23 protein-coding genes and 2 pseudogenes are annotated in these 24,346 nt (G+C 73.0%); 14 read left to right on the top strand and 11 right to left on the bottom strand.

The window, feature by feature from the left end:
• The 5 genes and pseudogenes from ACWEN3_RS13665 to ACWEN3_RS13645 all read left to right on the top strand — a co-directional run.
• Window positions 1–418 (top strand): annotated as a pseudogene (locus ACWEN3_RS13665) (energy-coupling factor transporter transmembrane protein EcfT); the annotation flags it as partial.
• Window positions 415–2,160 (top strand): ABC transporter ATP-binding protein, encoded by a 1,746-nt coding sequence (locus ACWEN3_RS13660; RefSeq protein ID WP_452969649.1) that lies wholly within the window; start codon window positions 415–417, stop codon window positions 2,158–2,160. The pseudogene ACWEN3_RS13665 and the gene ACWEN3_RS13660, both read left to right, overlap by 4 nt.
• Window positions 2,157–2,981, top strand: a complete 825-nt coding sequence (locus ACWEN3_RS13655) for an ECF transporter S component (protein ID WP_452969646.1) — start codon at window positions 2,157–2,159, stop codon at window positions 2,979–2,981. The genes ACWEN3_RS13660 and ACWEN3_RS13655 overlap by 4 nt, the downstream gene beginning before the upstream one ends.
• Before the next feature lie 366 nt (window positions 2,982–3,347).
• Window positions 3,348–3,764 (top strand): aggregation-promoting factor C-terminal-like domain-containing protein, encoded by a 417-nt coding sequence (locus ACWEN3_RS13650; RefSeq protein WP_452969643.1) that lies wholly within the window; start codon window positions 3,348–3,350, stop codon window positions 3,762–3,764.
• Window positions 3,765–4,088: 324 nt separating this feature from the next.
• Window positions 4,089–4,787, top strand: coding sequence for a YoaK family protein (locus tag ACWEN3_RS13645; protein WP_452969641.1), 699 nt, complete (start codon window positions 4,089–4,091; stop codon window positions 4,785–4,787).
• Between the two features lie 85 nt (window positions 4,788–4,872).
• Here the strand turns inward: ACWEN3_RS13645 and ACWEN3_RS13640 are convergent, their stop codons facing one another.
• Complete coding sequence (locus ACWEN3_RS13640) at window positions 4,873–6,108, bottom strand: cytochrome P450 (RefSeq protein WP_452969638.1); 1,236 nt, start codon at window positions 6,106–6,108, stop codon at window positions 4,873–4,875.
• A 228-nt stretch (window positions 6,109–6,336) separates the two neighbouring features.
• Here ACWEN3_RS13640 and ACWEN3_RS13635 point away from each other — a divergent pair, with 228 nt between their 5' ends.
• Window positions 6,337–7,506 carry a steroid 3-ketoacyl-CoA thiolase gene (locus ACWEN3_RS13635; protein WP_452969636.1) on the top strand — a complete coding sequence of 390 codons (1,170 nt, stop codon included), beginning with the start codon at window positions 6,337–6,339 and terminating at the stop codon, window positions 7,504–7,506.
• Here ACWEN3_RS13635 and ACWEN3_RS13630 read toward each other — a convergent pair.
• Both ACWEN3_RS13630 and ACWEN3_RS13625 read right to left on the bottom strand, forming a co-directional pair.
• Complete coding sequence (locus tag ACWEN3_RS13630) at window positions 7,490–7,675, bottom strand: DUF397 domain-containing protein (protein ID WP_452969633.1); 186 nt, start codon at window positions 7,673–7,675, stop codon at window positions 7,490–7,492. The genes ACWEN3_RS13635 and ACWEN3_RS13630 overlap by 17 nt on opposite strands.
• The gene (locus tag ACWEN3_RS13625; protein WP_452969630.1) at window positions 7,656–8,483 is read right to left on the bottom strand and encodes a helix-turn-helix domain-containing protein; all 828 of its coding nucleotides are present in this window, start codon (window positions 8,481–8,483) and stop codon (window positions 7,656–7,658) included. Before ACWEN3_RS13625 ends, ACWEN3_RS13630 begins: the two co-directional genes overlap by 20 nt.
• Before the next feature lie 128 nt (window positions 8,484–8,611).
• Between ACWEN3_RS13625 and ACWEN3_RS13620 the strand changes: the two are divergent.
• Window positions 8,612–8,899, top strand: a pseudogene (locus ACWEN3_RS13620) (ATP-binding protein); the annotation flags it as partial.
• A 24-nt stretch (window positions 8,900–8,923) separates the two neighbouring features.
• Here ACWEN3_RS13620 and ACWEN3_RS13615 read toward each other — a convergent pair.
• Complete coding sequence (locus ACWEN3_RS13615) at window positions 8,924–10,963, bottom strand: bifunctional glycosyltransferase 87/phosphatase PAP2 family protein (RefSeq protein ID WP_452969627.1); 2,040 nt, start codon at window positions 10,961–10,963, stop codon at window positions 8,924–8,926.
• A 391-nt stretch (window positions 10,964–11,354) separates the two neighbouring features.
• On the opposite strand from ACWEN3_RS13615, the gene proP reads away from it, so the two are divergent.
• Window positions 11,355–12,728 carry a glycine betaine/L-proline transporter ProP gene (proP, locus tag ACWEN3_RS13610; RefSeq protein ID WP_452969626.1) on the top strand — a complete coding sequence of 458 codons (1,374 nt, stop codon included), beginning with the start codon at window positions 11,355–11,357 and terminating at the stop codon, window positions 12,726–12,728.
• Window positions 12,729–12,780: 52 nt separating this feature from the next.
• Here the strand turns inward: proP and ACWEN3_RS13605 are convergent, their stop codons facing one another.
• Window positions 12,781–13,212: a VOC family protein gene (locus ACWEN3_RS13605; RefSeq protein WP_452969623.1), complete on the bottom strand. Its 432-nt coding sequence runs from the start codon at window positions 13,210–13,212 to the stop codon at window positions 12,781–12,783.
• A 91-nt stretch (window positions 13,213–13,303) separates the two neighbouring features.
• On the opposite strand from ACWEN3_RS13605, the gene ACWEN3_RS13600 reads away from it, so the two are divergent.
• From ACWEN3_RS13600 to ACWEN3_RS13590, 3 genes are all read left to right on the top strand, one after another.
• Window positions 13,304–14,293, top strand: a complete 990-nt coding sequence (locus ACWEN3_RS13600; protein WP_452969620.1) for a helix-turn-helix transcriptional regulator — start codon at window positions 13,304–13,306, stop codon at window positions 14,291–14,293.
• Between the two features lie 92 nt (window positions 14,294–14,385).
• Window positions 14,386–15,513, top strand: a complete 1,128-nt coding sequence (locus ACWEN3_RS13595) for a DUF2330 domain-containing protein (protein ID WP_452969618.1) — start codon at window positions 14,386–14,388, stop codon at window positions 15,511–15,513.
• A gap of 64 nt (window positions 15,514–15,577) precedes the next feature.
• A complete protein-coding gene (locus tag ACWEN3_RS13590) occupies window positions 15,578–16,249 on the top strand; it encodes an O-methyltransferase (RefSeq protein ID WP_452969615.1) in 672 nt (223 codons plus the stop codon).
• Between the two features lie 18 nt (window positions 16,250–16,267).
• Here ACWEN3_RS13590 and ACWEN3_RS13585 read toward each other — a convergent pair whose 3' ends face one another.
• Window positions 16,268–16,660, bottom strand: a complete 393-nt coding sequence (locus ACWEN3_RS13585; protein WP_452969612.1) for a hypothetical protein — start codon at window positions 16,658–16,660, stop codon at window positions 16,268–16,270.
• A 106-nt stretch (window positions 16,661–16,766) separates the two neighbouring features.
• On the opposite strand from ACWEN3_RS13585, the gene ACWEN3_RS13580 reads away from it, so the two are divergent.
• Window positions 16,767–17,177 carry a DnaJ family domain-containing protein gene (locus ACWEN3_RS13580; RefSeq protein WP_452969610.1) on the top strand — a complete coding sequence of 137 codons (411 nt, stop codon included), beginning with the start codon at window positions 16,767–16,769 and terminating at the stop codon, window positions 17,175–17,177.
• On the opposite strand, the gene ACWEN3_RS13575 is transcribed toward ACWEN3_RS13580, so the two are convergent.
• From ACWEN3_RS13575 to ACWEN3_RS13560, 4 genes are all read right to left on the bottom strand, one after another.
• The gene (locus ACWEN3_RS13575) at window positions 17,166–18,095 is read right to left on the bottom strand and encodes a hypothetical protein (RefSeq protein WP_452969608.1); all 930 of its coding nucleotides are present in this window, start codon (window positions 18,093–18,095) and stop codon (window positions 17,166–17,168) included. The two genes, ACWEN3_RS13580 and ACWEN3_RS13575, sit on opposite strands and share 12 nt — an antisense overlap.
• Before the next feature lie 5 nt (window positions 18,096–18,100).
• Window positions 18,101–18,754: a hypothetical protein gene (locus ACWEN3_RS13570; RefSeq protein WP_452969605.1), complete on the bottom strand. Its 654-nt coding sequence runs from the start codon at window positions 18,752–18,754 to the stop codon at window positions 18,101–18,103.
• 85 nt (window positions 18,755–18,839) lie between these two features.
• Entirely contained in the window at window positions 18,840–19,250 is a 411-nt protein-coding gene (locus tag ACWEN3_RS13565; RefSeq protein ID WP_452969602.1) for a nuclear transport factor 2 family protein, read from the bottom strand.
• A gap of 91 nt (window positions 19,251–19,341) precedes the next feature.
• On the bottom strand, window positions 19,342–20,073 hold the full coding sequence (locus ACWEN3_RS13560; protein WP_452969599.1) for a helix-turn-helix transcriptional regulator: 732 nt from the start codon (window positions 20,071–20,073) through the stop codon (window positions 19,342–19,344).
• A gap of 51 nt (window positions 20,074–20,124) precedes the next feature.
• On the opposite strand from ACWEN3_RS13560, the gene ACWEN3_RS13555 reads away from it, so the two are divergent.
• On the top strand, window positions 20,125–20,637 hold the full coding sequence (locus tag ACWEN3_RS13555; protein WP_452969596.1) for a GNAT family N-acetyltransferase: 513 nt from the start codon (window positions 20,125–20,127) through the stop codon (window positions 20,635–20,637).
• Here the strand turns inward: ACWEN3_RS13555 and ACWEN3_RS13550 are convergent.
• Window positions 20,630–22,669 carry a DHA2 family efflux MFS transporter permease subunit gene (locus tag ACWEN3_RS13550; protein WP_452969594.1) on the bottom strand — a complete coding sequence of 680 codons (2,040 nt, stop codon included), beginning with the start codon at window positions 22,667–22,669 and terminating at the stop codon, window positions 20,630–20,632. The two genes, ACWEN3_RS13555 and ACWEN3_RS13550, sit on opposite strands and share 8 nt — an antisense overlap.
• Before the next feature lie 860 nt (window positions 22,670–23,529).
• Between ACWEN3_RS13550 and ACWEN3_RS13545 the strand changes: the two genes are divergently transcribed.
• The gene (locus ACWEN3_RS13545) at window positions 23,530–24,225 is read left to right on the top strand and encodes a peptidoglycan-binding domain-containing protein (protein WP_452969591.1); all 696 of its coding nucleotides are present in this window, start codon (window positions 23,530–23,532) and stop codon (window positions 24,223–24,225) included.
• Window positions 24,226–24,346: the final 121 nt, after the last annotated feature.

Below are 24,346 nucleotides of genomic sequence, written 5' to 3'. Positions count from 1 at the left end.
GTCCGGGTACGGCGAGACCGGGCCGGCGGAGGCCGCGTGCGCCACGTGGTGCGGGACGAAGCGGACCTTGGCCGGGTCCAGTCCGGGCACGTACGGGCTGCTCACCGCGGAGGGCGGAAGCTACGGCGTCCCGCTGCTGCTCGCCGGGGTCGCCGCCGCCCTCGCGGGACTGCGGCTGGGCGGCCGCCGTTCGCTGCGCACCCGGTACCGGCCCGACCCGTGGGACGCGCGCGCCTGGCTGGTCGCGGGCTCGGGGGTCGCGGTGGCCGCGCTGCTGACAGTCGCCTCGGCCCGTGATCCCCAGGCGCTGCACCCCGGCGTGGTCCCCCTCGTCGCCCCCACCCTGCCGCTGTGGCCGGCCGCGGCGGTCCTGCCGGCACTGCTGCCCGCCTTCGCCGTACCCAAGGAGTCGCCGTGATCCGCTTCGAGGATGTCAGCGTGACGTACGACGGCGCGGCCGGACCCTCCGTCCGGGGCGTCGACTTCGAGGTGCCGGAGGGCGAACTGGTGCTGCTCGTCGGCCCGTCCGGGGTCGGCAAGTCGACCGTGCTGGGCGCGGTCAGCGGGCTGGTCCCGCACTTCACGGGCGGCACGCTGAGCGGCCGCGTCACGGTGGCCGGCCGGGACACCCGCGCTCACAAGCCGCGCGAACTCGCCGACGTGGTAGGCACGGTGGGCCAGGATCCGCTGGCGCACTTCGTGACGGACACGGTGGAGGACGAACTCGCCTACGGCATGGAGTCGCTGGGGCTCGCCCCGGAGGTGATGCGGCGGCGGGTGGAGGAGACCCTGGACCTGCTGGGCCTGGCCGGGCTGCGGGACCGGCCGATCGGCACGCTGTCCGGCGGGCAGCGGCAGCGGGTCGCGATCGGCTCGGTCCTCACCCCGCACCCGCGGGTGCTCGTCCTCGACGAACCGACCTCGGCGCTGGACCCGGCCGCGGCGGAGGAGGTCCTGGCCGTGCTCCAGCGGCTGGTGCACGACCTCGGCACGACGGTCCTGATGGCCGAACACCGCCTGGAGCGCGTGGTCCAGTACGCCGACCGCGTCGTCCTGCTCCCCGCCCCCGGCGAACCCCCCGTCACCGGCACCCCGGCCGAGGTGATGGCCGTCTCCCCGGTCCACCCCCCGGTGGTGGCCCTCGGCCGCCTGGCCGGCTGGTCCCCCCTCCCCCTCACCGTCCGAGACGCCCGCCGCCGAGCCGCTCCGCTGCGAGAACGCCTGACAGCGGCGACCAACGCCGCCGCAGCCGGCCGTACCGCCGCAGCCGCATCCGACCACCCCGCCCCGGCCGCTGCACCCCGTCGGCGCGGGCAAGCGGACCGGCCCCCGGTCGGCACCGGCACCGTTCCCGCTGTCCGGCGCCTCTTCCGTCGCCGCCCCTCCCCCGTCCCAGAAGCCCCCCGGACCCACATCGCCGAGACGAACTCCCTCTCCGTGCGCCGCGACCGTATCGACGCCCTGCGCGGGGTCGACCTCACCGTGACCCCGGGCGAGACCGTCGCCCTCATGGGCCGCAACGGCGCCGGCAAGTCCACCCTCCTCGGCTCGCTCGTCGGCCTCGTGGCGCCCACCTCCGGCACGGTGACCGTCGGCGGAGCCACCCCGCACCGCGCATCGCCCCGCGACCTCGTGCGCCGCGTCGGCCTGGTCCCGCAGGAACCCAGGGACCTGCTGTACGCGGACACGGTCGCGGCCGAGTGCGCGGCGGCCGACCGGGACGCGGGCGCCGAACCCGGTACCTGCCGGGCGCTGCTGTCGGAACTGCTGCCGGGGATCACGGACGGCACGCATCCGAGGGACCTGTCCGAGGGCCAGTGCCTGGCGCTCGCGCTGGCCGTCGTACTGACCGCCCGCCCGCCCCTGCTCCTCCTCGACGAGCCGACGCGCGGCCTGGACTACGCGGCCAAGGCCCGCCTGGTGACCGTGCTGCGCGCGCTGGCCGCCGAGGGGCACGCGATCGTGCTGGCCACGCATGACGTGGAGCTGGCCGCCGAGGTCGCGCACCGGGTGGTGCTGCTGGCGGAGGGCGAGGTGATCGCGGACGGCGCGACGGCCGAGACAGTCGTGTCCTCCCCCTCCTTCGCGCCGCAGGTGACGAAGATCCTGGCCCCGCAGCGGTGGCTGACGGTGACCGAGGTCAGGGAGGCCCTGGCGTGACCGGCTCCCCACGGGTGCGGGCCGTGCGCCTCGGCCCCCGTTCCGTCGCCGCCCTGGCGCTGGTCGGCGCGGTGGGAGTGGTCGCCTTCGGCTGGCCCTTCCTCGCCCCGCCCACCTCCCAGCTGAGCGCCCACGCCCAGGACGCGCCCTGGCTGTTCGCGGGCCTGCTGGTGCTGCTGGTGGCGGTCGTGGCGGCGACGATCTCCGAGTCGGACCTCGGCCCGAAGGCGGTGGCCATGCTGGGCGTGCTGGGGGCGACCGGGGCGGCGCTGCGCCCGATCGGCGCGGGCACGGCCGGCATCGAGCCGATGTTCTTCCTGATGGTGCTCAGCGGGCGGGTGCTCGGCCCGGGCTTCGGGTTCACGCTGGGCTCGGTGACGATGTTCGCGTCCGCGCTGCTGACGGGCGGGGTCGGGCCGTGGCTGCCGTTCCAGATGCTGTCGATGGGCTGGTTCACCATGGGCGCGGGCCTGCTTCCGGGCCCGGTGCGGCTGCGCGGCCGGGCCGAGATCCTGCTGCTGGCCTGCTACGGCTTCCTGGCGTCGCTCGCCTACGGCACGATCATGAACATGGCCGGCTGGCCGTTCCTGGGCGCCGCGGCCTCGGACATCTCCTTCCACCCGCACGCCTCGGTCGCCGCCAACCTGGCCCGTTTCGTCGCCTACTGCCTGGCCACGTCGCTCGGCTGGGACCTGGGCCGGGCGGTCTGCACCGTGCTGCTGACCGTCGCCCTCGGCCCGGCGGTGCTGCGCGCGCTGCGCAGGGCCACCCGGCGGGCCGCGTTCGAGACCGCGGTCACATTCGAGGGGCCCGCCGCGTGACCTGCGGCACATCCGGCCGCACCCCTGCGTGAGGACTCGTATCCACCGCGCGAGCGAGATGGTGAAGCACCCCACATGACGCACGTCACCTACGATGTGGGGCCGTACTGCGACTTGTCCGATATGTCCGTTCTGACACCCTCGCTGACCTGGGGTTTGCGGCCCACGTCACAGAGGAGACGTTTCCCCTCCATCCGGCCACAACTAGTAAAAGGGGTCATTGCGGACGGGTTTCGGGCCTGCTTATCTGGACGACGTCGCCAGGCGCCACGAGCCCACCCGGGCCGCGGCGCCGACGCATACCGGCCACAGCGCGTGGCCCACTCCATGCGGGCGATCCCCTGTCCCCGACGCAAGAGGTTCTCCGTGTCCGTCTCCTTCATGCGCCGCATCGCTTCCCCGAAGAAGGCCCTCACCACCGCCGCCGTGGCCGCTGCCGCCGCCGGCCTGGCTCTGACCGCGGCGCCCGCCCAGGCCGCCACCCCGGCCACCGCCTCCTCCGCTCAGGCGATCGCGCACAAGATGATCCCGGACGCCGCGCAGTTCAACGCGTTCAGCAAGATCGTCTCGCACGAGAGTGGCTGGAACCCCTCCGCCACCAACAGCTCCTCCGGCGCCTACGGCCTGGTCCAGGCCCTGCCGGGTTCGAAGATGGCATCCGCCGGTGCCGACTGGAAGACCAACCCGGCCACCCAGATCAAGTGGGGCCTGGACTACATGAACTCCCGCTACGGCAGCCCGGTCAAGGCCTGGAGCTTCTGGCAGGCCAACGGCTGGTACTGAGCCGCCCGACGCCACACCCCGCCGCCGCTGAGCCGGCGCGCGATCCGGGCCAGGGCCGCCCGGTACGACCCGTGACGGTCGAAGGCCCCCACGCACAGCACCCGCACCCTCGCCCCCGCCCGGCGAGGGTGCGCGCGCATGTCCGTGCACCGCCCGGCACGCCCTTGCGCACACCCCAACTCGGCCGCCGGTCCGCCGACTTGTCCGCCTCCTGCGTCATCTCCCGAAACGGCAGGGAGACACGCTTCACCCGGACATCCGGGATTCCCCCGCGCCCGTGGTGGAGTTGTCACCACCCTGTCCGTCCGGCGAACCGGAGGAACGATGACGACGCCGACGACGCCGGCCGCTCCGCGGTCGCCGGACCCGGAGGCGCGCGGGCTGCGGCTGGTGGTGGTGCTCCTGACGCTGACCGTGGTGAGCGGTCTGATCGACGCCGTGAGCTATCTGGGCCTCGGCCGGGTGTTCACGGCCAACATGACCGGCAACGTGGTCGTGCTGGGCTTCGCGGCGGCCGGCGCCCCGGGCTTCTCGGTCCCCCACACCGCCGCCTCCCTGGCCTTCTTCCTGCTGGGCGCGGTGGCGGGCGGACGGTCGTCGGCCCGCTTCGGCTCGGGCTCCCGCCGCAGGTGGGCGCGGCTGACGCTGGCGGCCGAGGCGCTCCTGTTGGGCTTCTCGGCGGCGGCGGCCTTCGCCTGGCCGGGCGCCACCGGCACGGTCTACGCCCTCATCGCCCTCACGGCCTTCGCGATGGGCCTGCGCAACGCGACGGTCCGCAAACTCGGCGTCCCCGACCTGACGACCACCGTGCTGACGATGACCCTGACCGGCCTGGCCTCCGAGTCCCGTCTCGGCGACGCCACCGGCCACCGCTCCCCGCGCCGCACCGCCTCCGTGCTCGCGATGCTCGTCGGCGCGGGGCTGGGCGCCTGGCTGGTCGTGCACCGCGGCCTGGGCATCCCGCTGCTGCTCGCGGCGGCCGCCTCCGGGGTGCTGGCGGTGGTGTCCTCCGGGCGGGAGTGAGCGGGCGGACCCCGGAGGAGGCAGGAACCGGGGCGTAGGGACGGGGGTGCTCCTGCCTCCCTCGGGGTCTTCCCCCCGGCGCCGGTCAGCCGGTGGTGACCCGGAGTTCCTTGACGCCGTTGATCCAGGCCGAGCGCAGCCGGCGCGGCGCCTCGGCGAGGGTCAGGCCCGGCATGGCGCCGGCGATCGCGTTGAAGATCAGGTCGATCTCCAGGACGGCGAGGGACTTGCCGAGGCAGTAGTGGGGTCCGCCACCGCCGAAGCCCAGATGGGGGTTGGGGTCGCGGGTGATGTCGAAGGCGTCGGGGTCGGCGAAGACCTCCGGGTCGTGGTTGGCGGAGGCGTAGAAGAGGCCCACCCGGTCCCCCTTCCTGATCTGCACGCCGCCCAGCTCCGTGTCCTGGGTGGCCGTCCGCTGGAAGGAGTTGACCGGAGTCGCCCAGCGCACGATCTCCTCGGCCGTGGTGGCCGGGCGCTCGCGCTTGAAGAGGTCCCACTGGCCGGGGTGGGTCAGGAAGGCGTGCATGCCGTGGGTGATGGCGTTGCGGGTGGTCTCGTTTCCGGCCACCGCGAGCATCAGCACGAAGAAGCCGAACTCGTCGGAGTTCAGGTTGCCCTCGTCCTCCGCCGCCACCAGCGTGGTGACGATGTCCTTCGCCGGGCACTGCTTGCGCTCGGCGGCCATGTTCATCGCGTAGGCGATGATCTCGGCGGCCGACTGCGCGCCGACCTCCTCGGTGATCGCGTACTCGGGGTCGTCGTAGGCGATCATCCGGTTGGACCAGTCGAAGATCTTGGACCGGTCCTCCTGGGGCACGCCGATCAGCTCGGCGATGGCCTGCAACGGCAGTTCGCAGGCGACCTCGGTGACGAAGTCGAAGGGCCCGGAGCGGGCGCGGGCCGCGGCGACGATCGCCTCCGCACGGGCCCGGAGCCGCTCCTCCAGGGCGCGGATCGACCGCGGTGTGAAGCCGCGCTGCACGATCTGGCGCACACGGGTGTGTTCAGGAGGGTCCATGTTGAGCAGGATCAGACGCTGGGCGTCTATCGCGTCGCGTTCGATGTGCTCTTTGAAGCGGATGATCGCGGTGTTGAGGGAGGAGGAGAAGAGTTCCGGGTGCGTGGAGACGTACTTGACGTCGGCGTGCCGGGTCACGGCCCAGTACCCCGCGTCGGCGAAGCCGGCGACGCCGTGCGGCTGCGGTATCCAGCGGACCGGCTCGGTGCGGCGCAGCTCGGCGAACTCCGGGAGGGGCACGCGGTGGTGCAGCAGGTCGGGGTCGGTGAGGTCGAACCCGTCGGGCAGCGCTGGGCAGTGCATCGGCGACTCCAGCCATCTGACGGTCCATCAGCGGGTGCGGTGAACGTAGTAACGGGTTCTACAACTGGCAAGAGGCACAGCACCCCCAATCGGTGCGGAATTCGTGCAGATCGCGACTTCGGCTCTTGCAAGACCCTTGCGGCGAAGGACGTCACGTCAGCAGACTGCACCACAGAACTAGAACGCGTACTAGTTCTGGAGGAGAGCCCTCGGAGAGGATCCGCACCCATGGCCGCCGAACCCGTGATCGTCGAAGCCGTACGGACCCCGATCGGCAAGCGCGGCGGCGCGCTCGCCAACCTGCACCCCGCCTACCTCTTGGGCGAGACCTACCGTGAACTCCTCGGCCGCACCGGCATCCCCGCCGACGCGGTCGAGCAGATCGTCGGCGGCACGGTGACCCATGCCGGCGAGCAGTCCATGAACCCCGCGCGCACCGCCTGGCTGACCATGGGCCTGCCCTACGAGACGGCCGCGACGACGGTCGACTGCCAGTGCGGCTCCTCCCAGCAGGCCTCGCACATGGTGGCCAACATGGTCGCCGCGGGCGTGATCGACGTCGGGATCAGCTGCGGCGTCGAGGCGATGTCGCGGGTGCCGCTGGGCTCCGGCTCCAAGCACGGCCCCGGCAAGCCCTTCCCGGACGAGTGGAACGTCGACCTCCCCAACCAGTTCGAGGCGGCCGAGCGGATCGCCCGGCACCGGGGACTGACCCGGGAGGACGTGGACGCGCTCGGCCTGCGCTCCCAGGAGCGGGCGGCCAACGCCTGGGCCGAGGAGCGCTTCAAGCGGGAGACCTTCGCCGTGCAGGTGCCCACCACCGAGGAGGAGCAGCACGCCGGGCAGGGCATGTGGCGGCTGGTCGACAGGGACGAGGGCCTGCGCGACACGTCCCCGGAGGCGCTGGCCGGCCTGAAGCCGGTGATGCCGACGGCGGTCCACACGGCGGGCAACTCCTCCCAGATCTCCGACGGCGCGGCGGCGATCATGTGGGCGTCCAAGCGGATGGCCCGTGCCCTGAAGCTGCGGCCGAGGGCACGGATCGTCGCCCAGGCCCTGGTGGGCGCCGACCCGCACTTCCACCTGGACGGCCCGATCGACGCGACCAAGGCGGTGCTCGGCAAGGCCGGCATGTCCCTGAAGGACATCGACCTGGTGGAGATCAACGAGGCCTTCGCGTCGGTCGTGCTGAGCTGGGCCCAGGTCTTCGAGCAGGACCTGGAGAAGGTCAACGTCAACGGCGGTGCGATCGCGCTGGGGCACCCCGTCGGCGCGACCGGCGCGCGCCTGATCACCACCGCCCTGCACGAACTGGAGCGCGCCGACAAGGAGTTCGCGCTGATCACCATGTGCGCGGGCGGCGGACTGGCCACCGGCACGATCATCCAGCGGCTGTAGCCGCCCAGTCGACGAAGCTGGAGAACGCGGCGGGGTCGAGCGTGAGGATCGGTCCCGCAGGGTTCTTGGAGTCACGGACGGCGACGGTGGCGGAGGAGGTGTCGGCGACCTCGACGCAGTTGCCGCCCTGATCACTGCTGTAGCTGGACTTACGCCACTTGCTCTCCATAGCGGTCCTCCATCACACGTCGGATCAACTCCGCCGAGTCCTTGAGGGATAGAGCGGCGGCCTGAAGATGATCGTAACGGAGCGAGCAGTCCTTGACGGTGTCCGGGTTCGCGGTCGGATGCGCGCTGCCGTAGCTCTCCGTGTAGACGATGGCGGGGTCACCTGCAAAGCGGTAGACGTCGAACGAGCCGGTCATACCCGCATGTGCGCCGCCCGAGAACGGCAGCACCTGGACGTTGATCCGTGGATCGCCCCCGAGAGACAACAGATGCGCCAGTTGGTCGCGCATGACTTCCCGGCCGCCGATCTCCTGGTGCAGAGCGGCTTCGCTGAGGACGACCCAGAACAGCGGGGGCTCCTCCTTCTCGAAGATCCGTTGCCGAGCCAGCCGTACCGCGGTGCGGTCGTCCAGGCCGGTGTGGTCGATGACGCCGAGCACTGCGCGCGCGTACGCCCTGGTCTGCAGCAGACCAGGGACCATGCCCGTCTCGAAGGAGTAGATCTCCGCGGCCCGCGCCTGAAGCTCCGCCACCTCCCTGAACCACATGGGCAGTTGACTCCGCAGCACCAGATCGACCAGCCGCGAAAGTAACCCACCCGTTCCCAGCGCCGCGTCCACCCGCTCGCTGAACTCCGGTGTCGGTACTTTCCTGGCCGTCTCGATCTGGCCCACCAGCGACCCCGTGTAGTTGATGATGTCGCCGAGCTGCCGTTGCGTGAGGCCGGCCGCCTCCCGGTACCGGCGCAGTTCGAAGCCGTAGTAGTCGAGCGGTGAGGCGCCCGGGTCGAGGGTGTTGATGTGGGCCACGGTCGGTCCCCTCTCAGGCAACTCGGTCCACGATGGGACCCGTTGTATCCGTGCTGTAGCCGAGGGTAGTGACGCCAGGTCAGCCTCGTACCGTGAACCTGAACATTCCCCACACCCCCCAGTACCGCATGCACCTCACGGTCGCCGAGCACTCGGTGGGTCACATCCGCCGCATCGTCGGCTCGCTGCTGCGCGAGTGGGAGCTGACCGAACTGGCCTTCGCCGTGGAGCTGGGCGTGAGCGAGCTGGTCACCAATGTCGTACGGCACGTCCCGGACCGCCGCTGCACCGTCCTGGTGGCCCGGCGGGCGGCGGGGGTCCGGGCCGAGGTGAGCGACGGCGCGCCCCGACTCCCCTGCTCGCCGGGCGAGGTGGACGACGACTCGGAGAGCGGGCGGGGGCTCGCGCTGCTCGATGCCGTGGTCGACGCGTGGGGCGTGTCACCGGGCGTCGGCGGCGGGAAGACGGTCTGGTTCGAGTGCCGGCTGGGCCGAGGCGGCGGCGAGGGCGGCCCGCGGCCCCTGGAACAGGTACGACAGCCCGAAGCCCGCGCCCACCACGACCGCGCCGCCGACGGCGTCCAGCACCCAGTGGTTGCCGGTCGCCACGATCGCCGAGACGGTGAAGAGGGGGTGCAGGAGGCCGAGGGCCTTCATCCACCACTTCGGGGCGGTGACCGCGATGACCACGCCGCACCACAGGGCCCAGCCGAAGTGCAGGGAGGGCATCGCCGCGTACTGGTTGGTGAGCGCGGTCAGGGTGCCGTAGTCCGGCTTGGAGAAGTCCTGGACGCCGTGGACGGTGTCGATGACGCCGAGGCCGGGCATCAGGCGCGGCGGGGCCAGCGGGAAGAGCCAGAAGCCGATCAGGGCGAGGAAGGTGGCGAAGCCGAGGGAGGCGCGGGCCCAGCGGTAGTCGACCGGGCGGCGCCAGTAGAGGACGGCGAGGACGGTCAGCGGGAGCACGAAGTGGAAGGACTCGTAGTAGAAGCCGAAGAAGCCCCGCAGCCAGCCGATCCGCACGACGGCGTGGTTGACCGCGTGCTCGATGTCGATGTGCAGGAAGCGTTCGAGGTCGAGCACGGTCCGGCCGTGGTGCTCGGCGGTGAACCGGCCCGCGGAGCTGCTGCCGCCGGTCGCGGCGAGCCGGACCTGGGAGTAGGCGGCGTAGACGACCCGTATGAGCAGCAGTTCCAGCAGCAGGTTCGGGCGGCTGAGCACCCGGCGGAGGAAGGGCAGCAGGGGGACGCGCCGGAAGCGGGCGGGGACCGCGGGGGCGTACTCGGCCGGGACCGGGACCTGGTAGTACGGCGAGACGCGGGACCGGAAGGGGACGGCCGTGGCGGCGGCCAGGGCCGCGAGCAGCACCAGGTTGTCCCGCAGCGGGTACACCGCCGGCATGTTCGGCACCATCATCTTGACGGGGAGGGTGGTCACCAGGACGACCGCGACCGGCCAGACGTAGCGGTCGGAGGCGCGCTTGCCGACCCGGCCGACCACCGCGAGCAGCAGCCACAGCAGCTGGTGCTGCCAGGCGGTGGGCGAGACGGCCACGGCGGCGCAGCCGGTGATCGCCACGGCGAGCAGGAGCTGGCCGTCGTGCGCGTAGCGGACGGCGCGGCGCAGGGCGAGGGCCGCGACGGCGGCGCCCAGCAGGAAGAAGACCGCTATCTCCAGGGGGCCGGTCAGGTCCAGCCGGAGCAGGGCGCCGTGGAGTGACTGGTTGGCGAGGGCGTCGGCCTTGCCGCCGAGGCCCGCGCCCGCCATGTGGTGCACCCAGTAGGTGTGGGAGTCGTGGGGCATCGCCGCCCAGGCGAGCGCGGTGCAGGCGGCGAAGGCCCCGGCCGTGGTGAGGGCGGCCCGGCGGCGGCCGGTGAACCACAGCAGCGGGGCGAAGAGGAGGACGGTGGGCTGGAGGGCCGCGGCCAGGCCTATGCACAGGCCGCTGGTCCGCTCCCCGCGCACGGTGAAGCAGCCGAGCAGGACCAGCAGCACCGGGATGATGCTGGTCTGGCCGAGCCACAGGGTGTTGCGGACCGGCAGCGACAGCATGAGCAGGCTGATCGCGACCGGCGCGGCCAGCAGGGAGGTGCGGCGGCTGACCGGCTGGGGCAGCGCGCGGGCGGCGACCAGGCCGAGGGCGACGACCAGCAGCAGGGAGCCGAAGGTCCAGCTCCAGCCGAGGGCCTGCTGGGCGGAGCTGGTGAGGGGCTTGAGGACCAGGCCGGCGAAGGGGGTGCCGGTGAACCGGGTCGAGTCGTAGAGGGAGCCCTTCACATGCAGGACGCCGTGCGGGCCGACCCAGGTCTCCAGGTCGGTGAGCCGCTCCCCGCTCGGGGTGCTCAGGACGACGGTCACCTGCCGGATCGCGAGGATCGCCGCCACCGCCCAGAGCCCGAGCCGGGCCGCACACAGGCGCCCCCCGGCCCCGGCCGCTCCGAAGGCATCCGCCGGTCCCCCGCTGTGCTCAACGTTCGCCACGCCTGGTCGGCCTCCCACCCCGTTGTCCCGGGCGGCTTCCGCACCGGGTCACCTCCGCGAACCCTACGAGGCTCGCAGACCCCCCATGGGGGGACGCGGGAAACCCCCGATTCACCTGCGGGACGTTCTTCTTTTGTCCGGAAGACGATCGTGCGCGGAGGGTCCGTTCGCCCCGGTCGGACGCGAGAAGCATCACAGCGCAGGACCGGCTCACCGGCGCGCGAAGGGGCAGACGTGCCTGCATATGCGCCCTTTAGCTGCACCATGCACCTAAGTGCCTACGTGACGTGACAGGCGGTTCACTGCCTATGGTCGGTTTTCGGCCCCTCGCACGTCACCGCCGCCGTCCGGGCCGTGTCCTGTCCCCGTCGAAAGGTAGGCGAGCCCCGTTTTGGCCACCGCCGCTGCCCTCACCCCCCGTTCGAAGACCCGGCGGGCCGCCAAGGCCCGCGACGTCACCGTCACCGATCCCGCGCTCGTCAAACGTGCCGTCAAGGCGGCCGCGCTCGGCAACGCGATGGAATGGTTCGATTTCGGTGTCTACAGCTACATCGCGGTCACCCTGGGCAAGGTCTTCTTCCCTTCGGGCAACCCGACCGCGCAGTTGCTGTCGACATTCGGCGCCTTCGCGGCGGCCTTCCTGGTCCGCCCGCTCGGCGGCATGGTCTTCGGGCCCCTCGGCGACCGTGTGGGCCGGCAGAAGGTGCTCGCCCTCACCATGATCATGATGGCCGTGGGCACCTTCGCGATCGGCCTGATCCCGTCGTACACGTCGATCGGCGTCGGCGCCCCGCTGCTGCTGCTCGCCGCCCGCCTGGTGCAGGGCTTCTCCACCGGCGGCGAGTACGCGGGCGCCTCGACGTTCATCGCCGAGTACGCCCCGGACAAGAGGCGCGGCTTCTTCGGCAGCTGGCTGGAGTTCGGCACGCTCGCCGGGTACATCGGCGGCGCGGGCCTGGTCACCCTCATGACGGCCCTGCTGTCCTCGCACGACCTGCTCTCCTGGGGCTGGCGCGTCCCGTTCCTGATCGCGGGCCCGATGGGCGTCATCGGCCTCTACCTGCGGATGCGCCTGGAGGAGACCCCGGCGTTCGCGGCCGAGGTCGAGAAGGCGGAGGCCGCCCGGCCGAAGGTGCCGCTGCGCGAGATGGTGTCCGGCCAGTGGAAGGCCCTGCTGCTGTGCATGGGCCTGGTGCTCGTCTTCAACGTCACCGACTACATGCTGCTGTCGTACATGCCGAGCTACCTCACCAGTGAGCTGAAGTACGACGAGACGCACGGTCTGCTGGTCGTGCTCGGCGTGATGGCCCTGATGATGATCGTCCAGCCGTTCGCCGGTGCGCTGACCGACCGGATCGGCCGCCGTCCGGTGATCGCGGCGGGCTGCGCGGGCTTCCTGCTCCTCTCCGTGCCGGCCGTGCTGCTGATCCGCCAGGGCAGCCTGCTCGCGGTCGCGCTCGGCATGGGTGCGCTGGGTCTGCTGCTGGTCTGCTTCACGGCCGCCATGCCGGCCGCGCTGCCCGCGCTGTTCCCGACCCGGGTCCGCTACGGGTCCCTGTCGATCGGCTTCAACGTCTCGGTGTCCCTCTTCGGCGGCACGACCCCGCTCGTGGTCACCGCGCTGATCGGGCTGACCGGGAACATGATGATGCCCGCCTACTACATGATGGCCGCGGCCGTCATCGGCGGCTTCGCGGTCTGGCGCATGTCGGAGTCCGCGGGCCGGCCCCTGCCCGGTTCGGCCCCGTCGGTCGAGCAGAGCTAGCGCTGCGACCGGGCTCGCGGCCGTCGCCCGGCCGTGAGCCCGCCCCCGGCTCTCAGGGCTCCCGCGTGAGCGGCTGTGCGCGGTCTCCCCGTGCGAACTTCTCGACGGCCGCGGGGGTGACGGGGGTGAAGAAGTTGACGAGGTTGCCGTCGGGGTCGCGGAACAGCAGCGACCGGTTGCCCCAGGGCATCGTGGTGGGCTCGGCGACGACGTCGGTGACGAAGCCGGTCAGGTTCCGGTGGACGCGGTCCACGTCGTCGACGAGGAACTCGGTGATCACGCTGTGGTTGTCCGCCGGGCGGGCGGAGCCCGGGGCGAACAGCGGGACGGTGCGGGTGCCGGCGATCGCGAGGGTGGCGCCGGCGGTCCTGAGTTCGGCGAAGTCCTCGGTGGCCCACGTCGCCCGCACCCCTGTGACGCGCTCGTAGAACTCGACGAGGCGCGCGACGTCGCCGGTGATGATGCGGATCGAGACGAAGTCCATGGTGTTCTCCTTGGCTGCTGAGCTGCTGCACTCCGCAGGCTAGGAGAAATAGGGGACAGAATCGGTCCTGTATTCGCCTAGGCTGTCAACCATGCCCCGACCCACCGGCCGCGTGCTGACACTCCTGGAGCTGCTGCAGTCGGGCGGCACCCGGACGGTGGCCGAACTCGCCGACCGGCTCGGCGTCGACGGGCGTACCGTGCGGCGGTACGTGGGCCAGCTGATCGACCTCGACATACCCGTGGAGTCGGTGCGCGGCCGCTACGGCGGGTACCGGCTCGCCCCCGGGTACCGCCTGCCTCCGCTCATGCTCAGCGACGACGAGGCGCTGGCCGTGCTGCTCGGCCTGGTCGCCGGCCGCCGGGCGGGGCTGACGACGACGGAGCACACGGCGAGCGAGACGGCGTCGGCCAAGATCCGGCGGGTGCTGCCCAGGCACCTCGCCCGCCGGCTCGACACCGTCCTGGAATCCCTCGCCTTCACGGACGAGCCCGCTGAGTTCGCCGCCCCGGACGCCGGGACCCTGCTCACCATCGCCGACGCGGTACGCCACCGCCGGCCGGTCTCCCTCAGGTACACCGGCGGCGACGGCAGGCTCAGCGAACGCACGCTGCATCCCCACGGGATCGTCGCCCACTCGGGCCGGTGGTACGTCACGGGCGAGGACGCCGGGATCGGCGAGCACCGGACCTTCCGGCTCGATCGCATCGCGGACGCGAGGACCCTGCCCGGCTCGTTCGAGGCGCCCGTGGGTCCCGGTCCCGCGGAGCGCCTGCTGTCGGGGTTCGCCACGGCCGCGTACCGGCACGAGGTGACCTTGCGGATCCACGGAACGGTCGAGCGGATCCGGGCCCACCTTCCCGCCGGCGTCGCGAGCCTGGAGGAGCACGAGCCGGTGGCGGACAGGGAGCGGACGCCCGAACGCTGGCTGCGCGTCCAACTGCGGGCGGAGCGGCTCGACTGGCTGCCTCCCGTACTCGCCTCGATCGACCGGCCGTTCGTCATCGAGCGCCCCGACGAACTGCGCGACCTCGTCGTCGCGTTCGCGGACCGCCTCGCCTCCCGCGCCCGCCGGGCCTGACGGCGACACGGACCCCGGCCGCGTCGGGAACGGAACCGTTTCGGCACCGCCGCCGTCTGTTGCCCTGTTAGCGGCGACACGGGGGACGGTTCATGCGGAAGTTGCACGCCACACGCGTACTCGGGGTCGTCCTCGCCCTGCTCGGCATCCAGCTGGCCTGGCTCGTCGCCCCGGCCTACGCCTGCGGCTGCGGCGCCATGGTGACCGACCCCGCCTCCCGGCTGGCCGTGTCCAGCGAGCAGTCGATCCTCCGCTGGGACGGCCGGCAGGAGCAGATCGTGATGCGCCTGACCGTCGACGGCGACGCCGACCACGCGGCCTGGATCATGCCGGTCCCGCACCGGGCGACCGTCCGCCTCGGCGACCCCGCCCTCTTCGGAGAGCTGCGGTCGGCCATCGCCCCGGTGCACCGCACCCGCCACCACTTCTGGCCGGAGAGCGGCGACTGGCCCTTCGCCGGGAACGGCGACGCCGTCGGCGCCCCGCCCGCGGCGGGCGGCGTCGGCGTGGTCGGCCGGCAGCGGCTCGGCCCGTTCGACGTGGCCCGGCTGACCGCCACCGACCCGGACGCCCTCGCGAACTGGCTGCACACCCACGGCTTCCCCCTTCCCGCCCGGCTCCGTACCGCCCTGCGGCCGTACGTCGAGCAGCACTGGGAGTACGTGGCCGTACGCCTCGCCCCGGACACCCGGGGAACCGCGCTGCACGGCGCCCTCGACCCGCTCCACCTCACCTTCGCCGCCGACCGCGCCGTCTACCCGATGCGCCTGTCCCGCCTGGCCCGCACCCCGCAGTCGCTGGGCCTGTACGTCCTCGCCGCGCACCGGATGGAGACGCGCACGTCGATCGGCGGCATGCAGCCGCAGACCGCCTTCGCGGGCCGCCTCGGCACCCGGCACGACGCCCTGGGCGAGCTGGCCCGCGGCACCCCGTATCTGACGGCGCTCACCCAGCAGTTCCCGGAGCCGGGCCGGATCTCCGGCGACCACGAGTTGCGCCGGGCCGCCACGGACACGCGGGTCCGGCAGGTGGTCTACGACGACGAGCTGCGCGAGGTCGCCGGGTTCCCGGCCTGGCTGCTGACGGCGGGCGGCGCACTGCTCGCCGCCGCGGCCGCCGCCGTCGCCGCCGTCGTGGTCGTACGACGCTCACGGCGGCCGGTGACTCCCCCGCCGCCTGTGCAAACGTCGCCGATCTCCCCCTCCGCGCCGCCCGGCTGAGAGATGATCGAGGAGGGCAGGTCAAGGAGCCTTGAGACAGACACTCGGGAAAGGCAGCAGGCGCATGAGCGGGTCGCAGCTCTGGGACGACGTCGACGACTACTTCATCAGCCAACTCTCGCCCGACGACGAGGCGCTGCGGGCGGCCCTGACGGACAACGACGCCGCCGGGCTGCCGCCCATCGGGGTCACGGCCTCGCAGGGCAAACTCCTTCAGCTCCTCGCGCAGGTGCAGGGCGCGCAGCACATCCTGGAGATCGGCACGCTCGGCGGGTACAGCACGATCTGGCTGGCCCGCGCCCTGCCGGAGGACGGCAGACTGATCTCCCTGGAATACAGCGCCAAGCACGCCGAGGTGGCCGTCCGCAACCTCGCCCGCGCGGGCCTGGACCGGATCGCGGAGGTGCGGGTGGGTCCGGCCCTGGAGTCGCTGCCCAAGCTGGCCGACGAGAACCCGGCCCCCTTCGACCTGGTGTTCATCGACGCCGACAAGGCCAACAACGCGCACTACGTGGAGTGGGCGCTGCGGCTCACCCGGGCGGGCAGCCTGATCGTCGTGGACAACGTGGTGCGCGGCGGCCGGGTCACCGACGCGGACAGCACCGAGCCGGACGTGGTCGGCACCCGTGCGGCGATCGAGCTGATCGCCACCCACCCGAGGCTGACCGGCACGGCGATCCAGACGGTCGGCCACAAGGGCCACGACGGCTTCGCGCTGGCCCGGGTGCTGGGCTGAGGGACCCCGGCGGGCGGCTCAGACCTCGTGGTAGAAGCCGACGTTGACGCTGCGCGGCGCGGTGCGGTCCTGGACGACGATCTCCCCGGCCCCGCCGCGCGGCAGCGCCACGGTCGCGCCGTAGGCGAGGGGCTGCGTGTACTCCCCGGCCGTCAGCCGCACCTCGGACGCCGGGTCGGCCTGCGAGCCGCGCAGCCAGGTCACGTACCAGGTGCCGTCGGGCGCGCAGCGGAACTCCAGGTGGACGCGGGAGATGAACAGCCAGTCCTCGGGGGTGACCAGCCGGCACAGGGACCCGTCCCGGCCGACCCGCAGCGTGGCGCCAGGCTCGCTCGGCGCGTCGGCCAGCGTCATACCGGCGGTGGCGCCCGCGTCGGGTGCGGAGACGGTGGCCATGGTGAGTTCGAGCACGTGCTTTCCCCCTGAGACATCCCTGCGCGGCCGGCGGTCTGCCGTACTGCGTACCGCCGCCGAATGATAAAACGCCCGGCCGGGCCGCGTCCGGCACAATGGACTCGTGACCGAGCGAAAGCCACCGGGCGTGCCGTTCGAGTCCTGGGTCGACAAGCAGATCCGGGACGCGCAGACACGAGGTGCGTTCGAGCGGCTGCCGGGGGCGGGCGAGCCGCTGCCCGCCGAACTCGAGTCCGCCTACGACGAACTGTGGTGGGTCAAGCGGAAGATGGCGCGCGAGGGCCTGGCGGTGCTGCCTCCCGCCCTGGCCCTGCGCAAGGAGGCCGAGGACGCGCTGACGGCGGCCTACGCGGCGCCCTCGGAGCGGATCGCCCGGAAGATCATCGAGGACGTCAACGTCAGGATCCGCGACATGATGTTCAAGCCGCCGCCGGGTCCTCCGCTGGGGAAGAAGCCGTACGACGTCGACGAGGTCGTACGGGAGTGGCGGCGGCTCAGAACGTCAGAGGTGTAGCAGGCGTCCGGCCAGCTCCCGGTAGTCGCGCAGGGCGAGCCGGAGCTGTTCGGTGTCGGTCTCGGCACCGCTTCCGCGGCCCTCGGTGCCCTCCCAGGACATGCGCAGGCTGCGGCGGCGCCGGGTCACGGCCTCGCCGAAGCGCGCGGCGATCTCCTCCAGGGCCCGGTCGGCCTCCTCGACGGCGCCCCTGGGCTCGTCCACGAACCCGGCGGTCACCTGCCGGATCCGCTGCTCCCAGCGGTCGGTCTCCTCGTGCGGCAGCAGCGGGGCGCCGGTGCCGGAGGGCGCGTCCACGGCCTCACCCGTGGCGGCGGACCGGCCGCCGGCCGGGGGCGCGGGCCAGGCGTCCGTGCCCGTGGTCTCGGTGGTGCCCGCCTCGCGGCCGGTGACGTCACCGGGCGAGGGTGCGCCCAGCCCGTCCTCCGGCATCGGGTCCTCCTGCGCCAGGGTGTCCGGGCCGGGAGCGGACGTGCCGAGATCGCGCTCGCCGCCCGCGCCCGTCGACGCCTCCCGCATTCCTGCGTGCCCGTCCACGCCGGGCGCACCGGTGCCGGTCCGCCCCGCCGCGGAGGCGGTGTCCGGGGTGCCCAGGTCCTCCGTGCCGGGGCGCAGCCCCTCCGTGCCGTGCTGCCGGTCCGGTTCCCGGGGGGTGCGGTCGTCCGCCGCCGGTCCTTCCCCGCCGGGGCCGACCGTGCCGGGCAGCCGTCGCACCCGTGCCTGCGCCACGGCCTCGCCGGAGGCGTCCGGCGACCGGTCCGCCCCCGGCTCGCCCGGCAGTCGCTCGCCCGGCGTGGGCTGCCTGCCCGGCCGCTCCTCGGAGACTGCGTCCTCCGGGGCCCACTCGTCGTCCGGCGCGGAGGCGGAGCGCCCGGTGGGGCTCCGCTCGTCGCCGGAGTCGGTCGTCCTGTCCGACATGGCGCTCAACTCTCCTTCGGTCGGCCCTTGCTGAGGGACCACTGCGTGTGGGAGCGATCGTGGGAGCCGGCGCCGGAGGACGCGCGGTGTCGGCCGGCCTGGGAGCCGGTGCTGGTCAGGTCGTCGAAGAGGGCGTGCGCGCCGACGAGGGCGGTACGCATCTCCTCGGTGCCGGCACCGGACTCGCTCAGGGTGCCGCTCGCTCCGGCCCGGGCGACCCGGTGCACCTGCCGGTAGCCGTCGACGTGGTCGGCGTGGTGCACAGAGAGCGCGGCGAGCTGCTCCTCGTAGCGGCCGCCGTCCGGGTAGCCGCGGACGGCGGCGAGTTCGGCGAGCAGCTGGTCGGCCTCGGTCACGGCCTGCCGCGGGGAATCCACGAAGTGTTCCTGGACGCTGGTCCAGCGGTCCGCGTAGTGGTCCCGGTCCGCCTGGCCCAGGGGCCGTTCCCGCAGGTCGCCATGGCGCTCGACGCGTTCGCTGAGCTCCCGCTCGGCCGCCTTGGCGTCCCCGTCGTGCACGGCCACGGTCCGCTCGTACTCGGGCCCGAAGCGCCGCTTCAGACCCGTCCCGCCGCGGCGGGCGAGCAGGACGGCGGCGGCTGCTCCGAGGACCACGACCGCCACGATCACGATCAACAAGATGATCAAACCTGTGGACATGGTTGCCTTCCGATCGGACCGGCCCGGCCGGCCGGTCATCCGGTTCTCCATTCGGATGACCCGGAAACTTGTCCACAAACGGCGGTCAGTCCCCGAAACGGCGCAGTCCGGTCACCGACCACACGGTCGCGATGCGTCCGTCCACCACCTCGAACAGGTCGATGCCGCTCTTGCGCACACCGCCCGGCGCGGTCACGTACCAGCAGCACGCCACCCGCCCCGGCGGGCCGTCCACCAGCGGCGTCCCGTCGACGGTGTACCGCAGCCCGGGGTGCTTCTCGCGGAAGGCCCGGATGTAGCCGACGATCCCGTCCGGGCCGTGGATCCCGTCGGTGGCCGCGTTCTGCGGGTCGTTGCCGAAGCGGATGCGGAAGCCGGGCGCGAGGAAGGCCTCCGGGTCGCCGAAGTCGCCGTTCCACAGGGCGGTCCAGCGGTCGAAGAGGGCGATGCCGGCGGGGGTGGTGAGGGTGCCGGTCGTCGGGGTTGCGGAGGTCATCGGCTGGTGCCTTTCACTGGGCTTCCGTCGGGAACGGGCATCAGCTTCCGCCCCCTTCGCGACACCCCCATGTCGGTGATTGCCGTCACGTTCACAGCTCGCCGAGCGGCACCAGGTCCGAGCCGAAGGTGTGGAGCGCGGCCAGGTCGACGGCGCGGTGCGGGGCCTGCTCGTCGAGGGCCCTGACCGTGCGGACGCGGTCGAGGCGGAAGCCGCGCGCCGCGTCCCGCAGCCGGCACCAGGCCACCAGGTACCAGTGCTCCTCGCCGCCGAGGAAGCCGAGCGGTTCCACGTCCCGCTCGGTGACCCGGCCCGCCGCGTCGGCGTAGTCCAGGCGCAGCACCCGGCCGGCCGTCAGCGCCTCGCGCAGCGCCGCGGGCACCACCGGCCGGGCGGGCCGCGCGGGGCGCGCCGCCGGGACGAGCAGCCGCACCCGGTCGGCCAGTTCGGCCGCCGCCCGCCGCTCCCGCCCGGGCATCACGGCCAGCACCTTGTGCAGTGCGCTGCGCGCGTCCGCCTCGAACGGCGTCCCGTCCAGACTGCGCAGTGCAACCGCGAGGGCGGTTGCCTCGGCCGGTGTCATGGACAGCGGCGGCAGGGTGCGCTCCCGGTCGAGGACGTATCCGCCGGTGCGGCCGGGCTCCGCGTGGATCGGCACCCCGGACTGCTGGAGGGCGGCCAGGTCGCGCTCGACGGTGCGGACACTGACCTCGAAGCGGCGGGCGAGCGTACGGGCGCTGCGGGGGCGGGGCGCCGCGGCGCGCAGCTCCTCGACGAGGGCGTAGAGACGGTCGGTGCGGTTCACGACGAACAGTGTCCGCACATCCGCTCCCCGAAGTATCCGGTTGCGGAAGGCCCGTCCCCGCGCCCGAGAATGACCGGCATGACGTGGACGATCAGCCCGGAGCCGTACGACTCGCCGGCCGCCGCCGCGCTGTGGCGGGCGTACTACACCGAGGTCAGCGACCGCTGGTACCTGCTGCACGAGGGGCACCGGACCGATCCGGACGAGCTGGAGCGGGGCATAGCGGCCGGGACGGGCGCCGAACTCTCCCCGCCCGCAGGGCAGTTGCTGATCGGGCGGTACGACGGGGAGCCGGCCGGCTGCGCGGGCGTACGGCTGCTGGAGCCGGACACGGCGGAGCTGACGCGGGTGTTCGTGGCGGAGGGGACGCGCGGCCGGGGCGGTGCCGCGCTGCTCGTCCGCGCCGCCGAGGAGGCCGCCCGCGCCCTCGGCGCCCGGCGGCTGATCCTCGACACCCGCGGCGACCTGGTCGAGGCCCGCGCCCTGTACGCCCGCCTCGGCTACACCGAGACCGGCCCGCACAACGCCGACCGGTACGCCGAGCATTGGTTCCGCAAGGAGCTGGCCGCCGCGGTCACCTGACCCTGGCCACCGTCCCGTTGTGCGGCCGCTCGCGCGCGGATCCGCACAGCTCGCCGGTCAACTCCTTGACCAGTTGCATCAGGTCGGTGGAGCGGCCCGGCTGCCACCAGTCGCCCAGCAGTTCGGCGAGGGACTCCTCGCGGGCCCGGGCGAGCCGCTCGGCGACCTCGCGGCCGGACTCGGTCAGATACAGCTCCAGGCCCCGGCGTTCGGCCAGGCGCCGCTCCTCGACCTGACGGGCGGCGGCGAGGACCGCCTCCAGCGGGACCGGGCTGCGCTCGGCGAGCACGCCCGGCTCGACGGAGCCGTACCTGCGGATGCGCAGCAGCATCCAGCTGGTGGCGGGCAGCAGGTCGTACCCGGCCCGACGGGTGATCTCCACATAGATCTCGCGGCGGCCCTCACGGGTGCCCAGCAGGGACAGGGCGCGGCAGACCTCGTCGTAGGAGGAGCGCTCCACCGGGTTGGGCGCGATGGTCTCGGAGACGTCCGGCGCGGTGACCGAGCCGCGCAGCCGGTCCTCCTTCAGGAACCACGCCAGCGCGAAGGCGAGCAGGGCGACGGGGGCCGCGTAGAGGAAGACGTCCGTGATGGACGAGGCGTAGGCGTGCAGGGCGGCGGGGCGCAGCGCGGGCGGCAGGCCGGCGATGCCCCGCGGGTCGGACTTCAGCGTGTTCGCGTCGACGCCGGGCGGCAGGCGCACGCCCCGGAAGGCGGCGACGAGGTTGTCGCCGAGGCGGCTCGCGAAGACCGTGCCGAAGATGGCGACGCCGAAGGAGGCGCCGATGGAGCGGAAGAAGGTGACACCGGAGGTGGCGACGCCCAGGTCCTCGTACGAGACGGCGTTCTGCACTATGAGCACCAGGACCTGCATGACCAGGCCGAGCCCGAGGCCGAACACGAAGAAGTAGGCGCTCATCTCGGCGGTCGAGCTGTGCTCGTCCAGCCGGTGCAGGAGCAGCAGGCCGATGGCCGTGACGGCGGTGCCGGTGACCGGGAAGACCTTCCAGCGGCCGGTCCGGCTGACGATCTGCCCGGAGATCGTGGACGACAGCAGCAGGCCGATCACCATCGGCAGCATGTGCACCCCGGACAGGGTCGGCGAGATCCCGTGCACGACCTGGAGGAAGGTCGGCAGATAGGTCATCGCGCCGAACATCGCGAAGCCGACGATGAAGCTGATGACGGCGGCCAGGCTGAAGGTGCGGATGCCGAACAGCTTCAGCGGCAGGACGGGTTCGGCGGCCCGCCGCTCCACGAACACGAACGCCACGGCGAGCAGGACGCCCAGCACGGCGAGCCCGATGATCTGGGGCGAGGCCCACGCCCAGGTCGTGCCGCCGAGGGAGGCGACGAGGACCAGGCAGGTGGCGACCGAGGCGATCAGCAAGGTGCCGAGGTAGTCGATGACGTGGCGGGCGGCGCGGCTCGGGATGTGCAGGGCGGTGGCGATCACGGCGAGCGCGACGATCCCGACGGGCAGGTTGATGTAGAACACCCAGCGCCAGCTCAGATGCTCGGTGAACAGCCCGCCGAGCAGCGGCCCGAGCACGCTGGTCGCGCCGAACACCGCGCCGAACAGACCCTGGTAGCGGCCGCGTTCACGGGGCGGCACGATGTCGCCGACGATCGCCATCGACAGCACCATCAGCCCGCCGCCGCCGAGGCCCTGCAGCGCCCGGAAGCCGATCAGCTCGGGCATGTTCCGTGCCATGCCGCAGAGCGCCGAGCCGATCAGGAAGATCACGATGGCGGTCTGGAACAGCCGCTTGCGCCCGTACTGGTCGCCGAGTTTGCCCCACAGCGGGGTCGCGGCGGTCGAGGCCAGCAGATAGGCGGTGACCACCCAGGACAGGTGCTCGAGGCCGCCGAGGTCGCTGACGATGGTGGGCAGCGCGGTCGACACGATGGTCTGGTCGAGAGCGGCGAGCAGCAGCCCGAGAAGCAGGGCGCCGATCGAGACGAACACGTTGCCGGAGACGTGCTCGGCGGCGCTTGCCTCCTTCTCCGTGCCGTGCGTGTCCAGGGCCATGGAGACCTCCCGGGGCTCGACTCGGGTGAACCGATTCCATCCTGGTCGGTGTCACCACTTATGGCCTGTTGAGTCCTGCGGATGTGGAGAAGTTCCGCATAGTCTCTGAATCTTCCGAGGGGAGAGTGGCGAACGTGAACGGGGAGAAGGGCACCGTGTGCCCGGAGTGCGGGACACCGAGGGGTGCGGACCACACGCCGTCGTGCGACTGCACCGAGCGCGCGTCCGAGGCCCTACGAGCGACCCGCACGGCCCAGGCGGCAGCGGCAGAGGACTTCGACCCCCTGCGCATACGCCCCTACGTCGACGTGCCCACCGGAACTGGGACGACGGGGCGGATACCGGGGGACGCGGGGGCGGAGACGGAGGCCTGCACGGTCGCGGGCGCCGCCCCGGATGGCGAGGCGGGGCGGACTCGGGGGGACGCGGGTGCGGGGGCCGACGCGGGTGCGGACGGCAAGGAGACGCGCCCGGCGCCGCGCAGGGCCGCCGACACCGATCCGGAGGACAAGGCCAGGTGGACTCGGGGGAACGCGGACGCCGACCCGGAGGGCAAGGCTTGGCGGACTCCGGGGGCCGCGGACACGGGTAGCGGCGCCGCGGCCGGGCGGACTCAGCCGGTGCCGGTCGCGGACGCCGGGCGGACTCGCCCCGTCCCATCCGGTAAGGCCGCGCGGACTCACCGCATCCGCCCCACGGGCGTCGACGCGGACGCCGGGTGGGCTTCGGGGGACGCGGACACGGGGGCCGGCGTCGAGGCCGGGCGGACTCAGCCGGCGGCGGTCGCAGACGCCGGACGGACTCCCCCGGTGCCGGTCGCGGATCCAGTACTCACCCCCGACAGCGAAACAGTGGACGGCGTGGAGACTCGCCCGGTGCCGCTCGTGGCGGCCACGGCTTCGCCGCACCCCGAGGCCGGTCCACGGGGCTTCGAGGGGGCTCCGGGCGGGGGCGAGCCGTCCGGGCCCGGGGTGGCGGGGCACCGGCGCCGGCGCCGTATGGCGTTGCTGGCGGCCGGGAGCGCGGGCGTGGCGGTCGTGGCGGCGGCCGGGTTCGCGCTGCTGTCGTACCACGCCCCGGCCCGGGACCAGGCGGCCCAGGAGGTCAGGGAGAGCGTCCCGGACGTCACCACGCGGGGCCCGGCGAGCCCGACGCCGCCCGGCAGTCCCTCGGCATCCCCGCCGGCCGCGCCGCCACCCGTCCCGTCGGCGACCCGGAGCCTGCCGTCCTCACCGACGCCGACCCCGACGCCATCCCCCCGCGCCTCCCGCCCGGCCTCCCCCACCCCGGCCGCGACGCTCTCCGCCGCCCCGCGTGCCACCCCCGCCGGGGCACCTGTGCTCCAAAGCGGCGACTCGGGCCCGGAGGTGACGGAACTCCAGTACCGCCTCTGGCAGTTGAACCTGTACGGCGACCAGTTCAACGGCGTCTTCGGCCTCCCCGTCGAGAACGCCGTACGCACCTACCAGCTGGCCCGCGGCATCCAGGGCGACCCCCTCGGCGTCTACGGCCCCGCGACACGCTCAAGCCTGGAGTCGGAGACACGGCGGCCCTAGGGGGCGTCGTTTGGATCATCGCGGCGTCGCGGGGTATGGCACGCCCATCTGCGGCGTTGTCGTCGATCGCCGACGCTCCGCGTCGACTCCCTCCTCCGCCTTGCAGCCGCACGCACCAGAC

The organism is Streptomyces sp. NPDC004561, from assembly GCF_053602155.1.
This window is presented reverse-complemented; position numbering and strand designations above follow the sequence as displayed.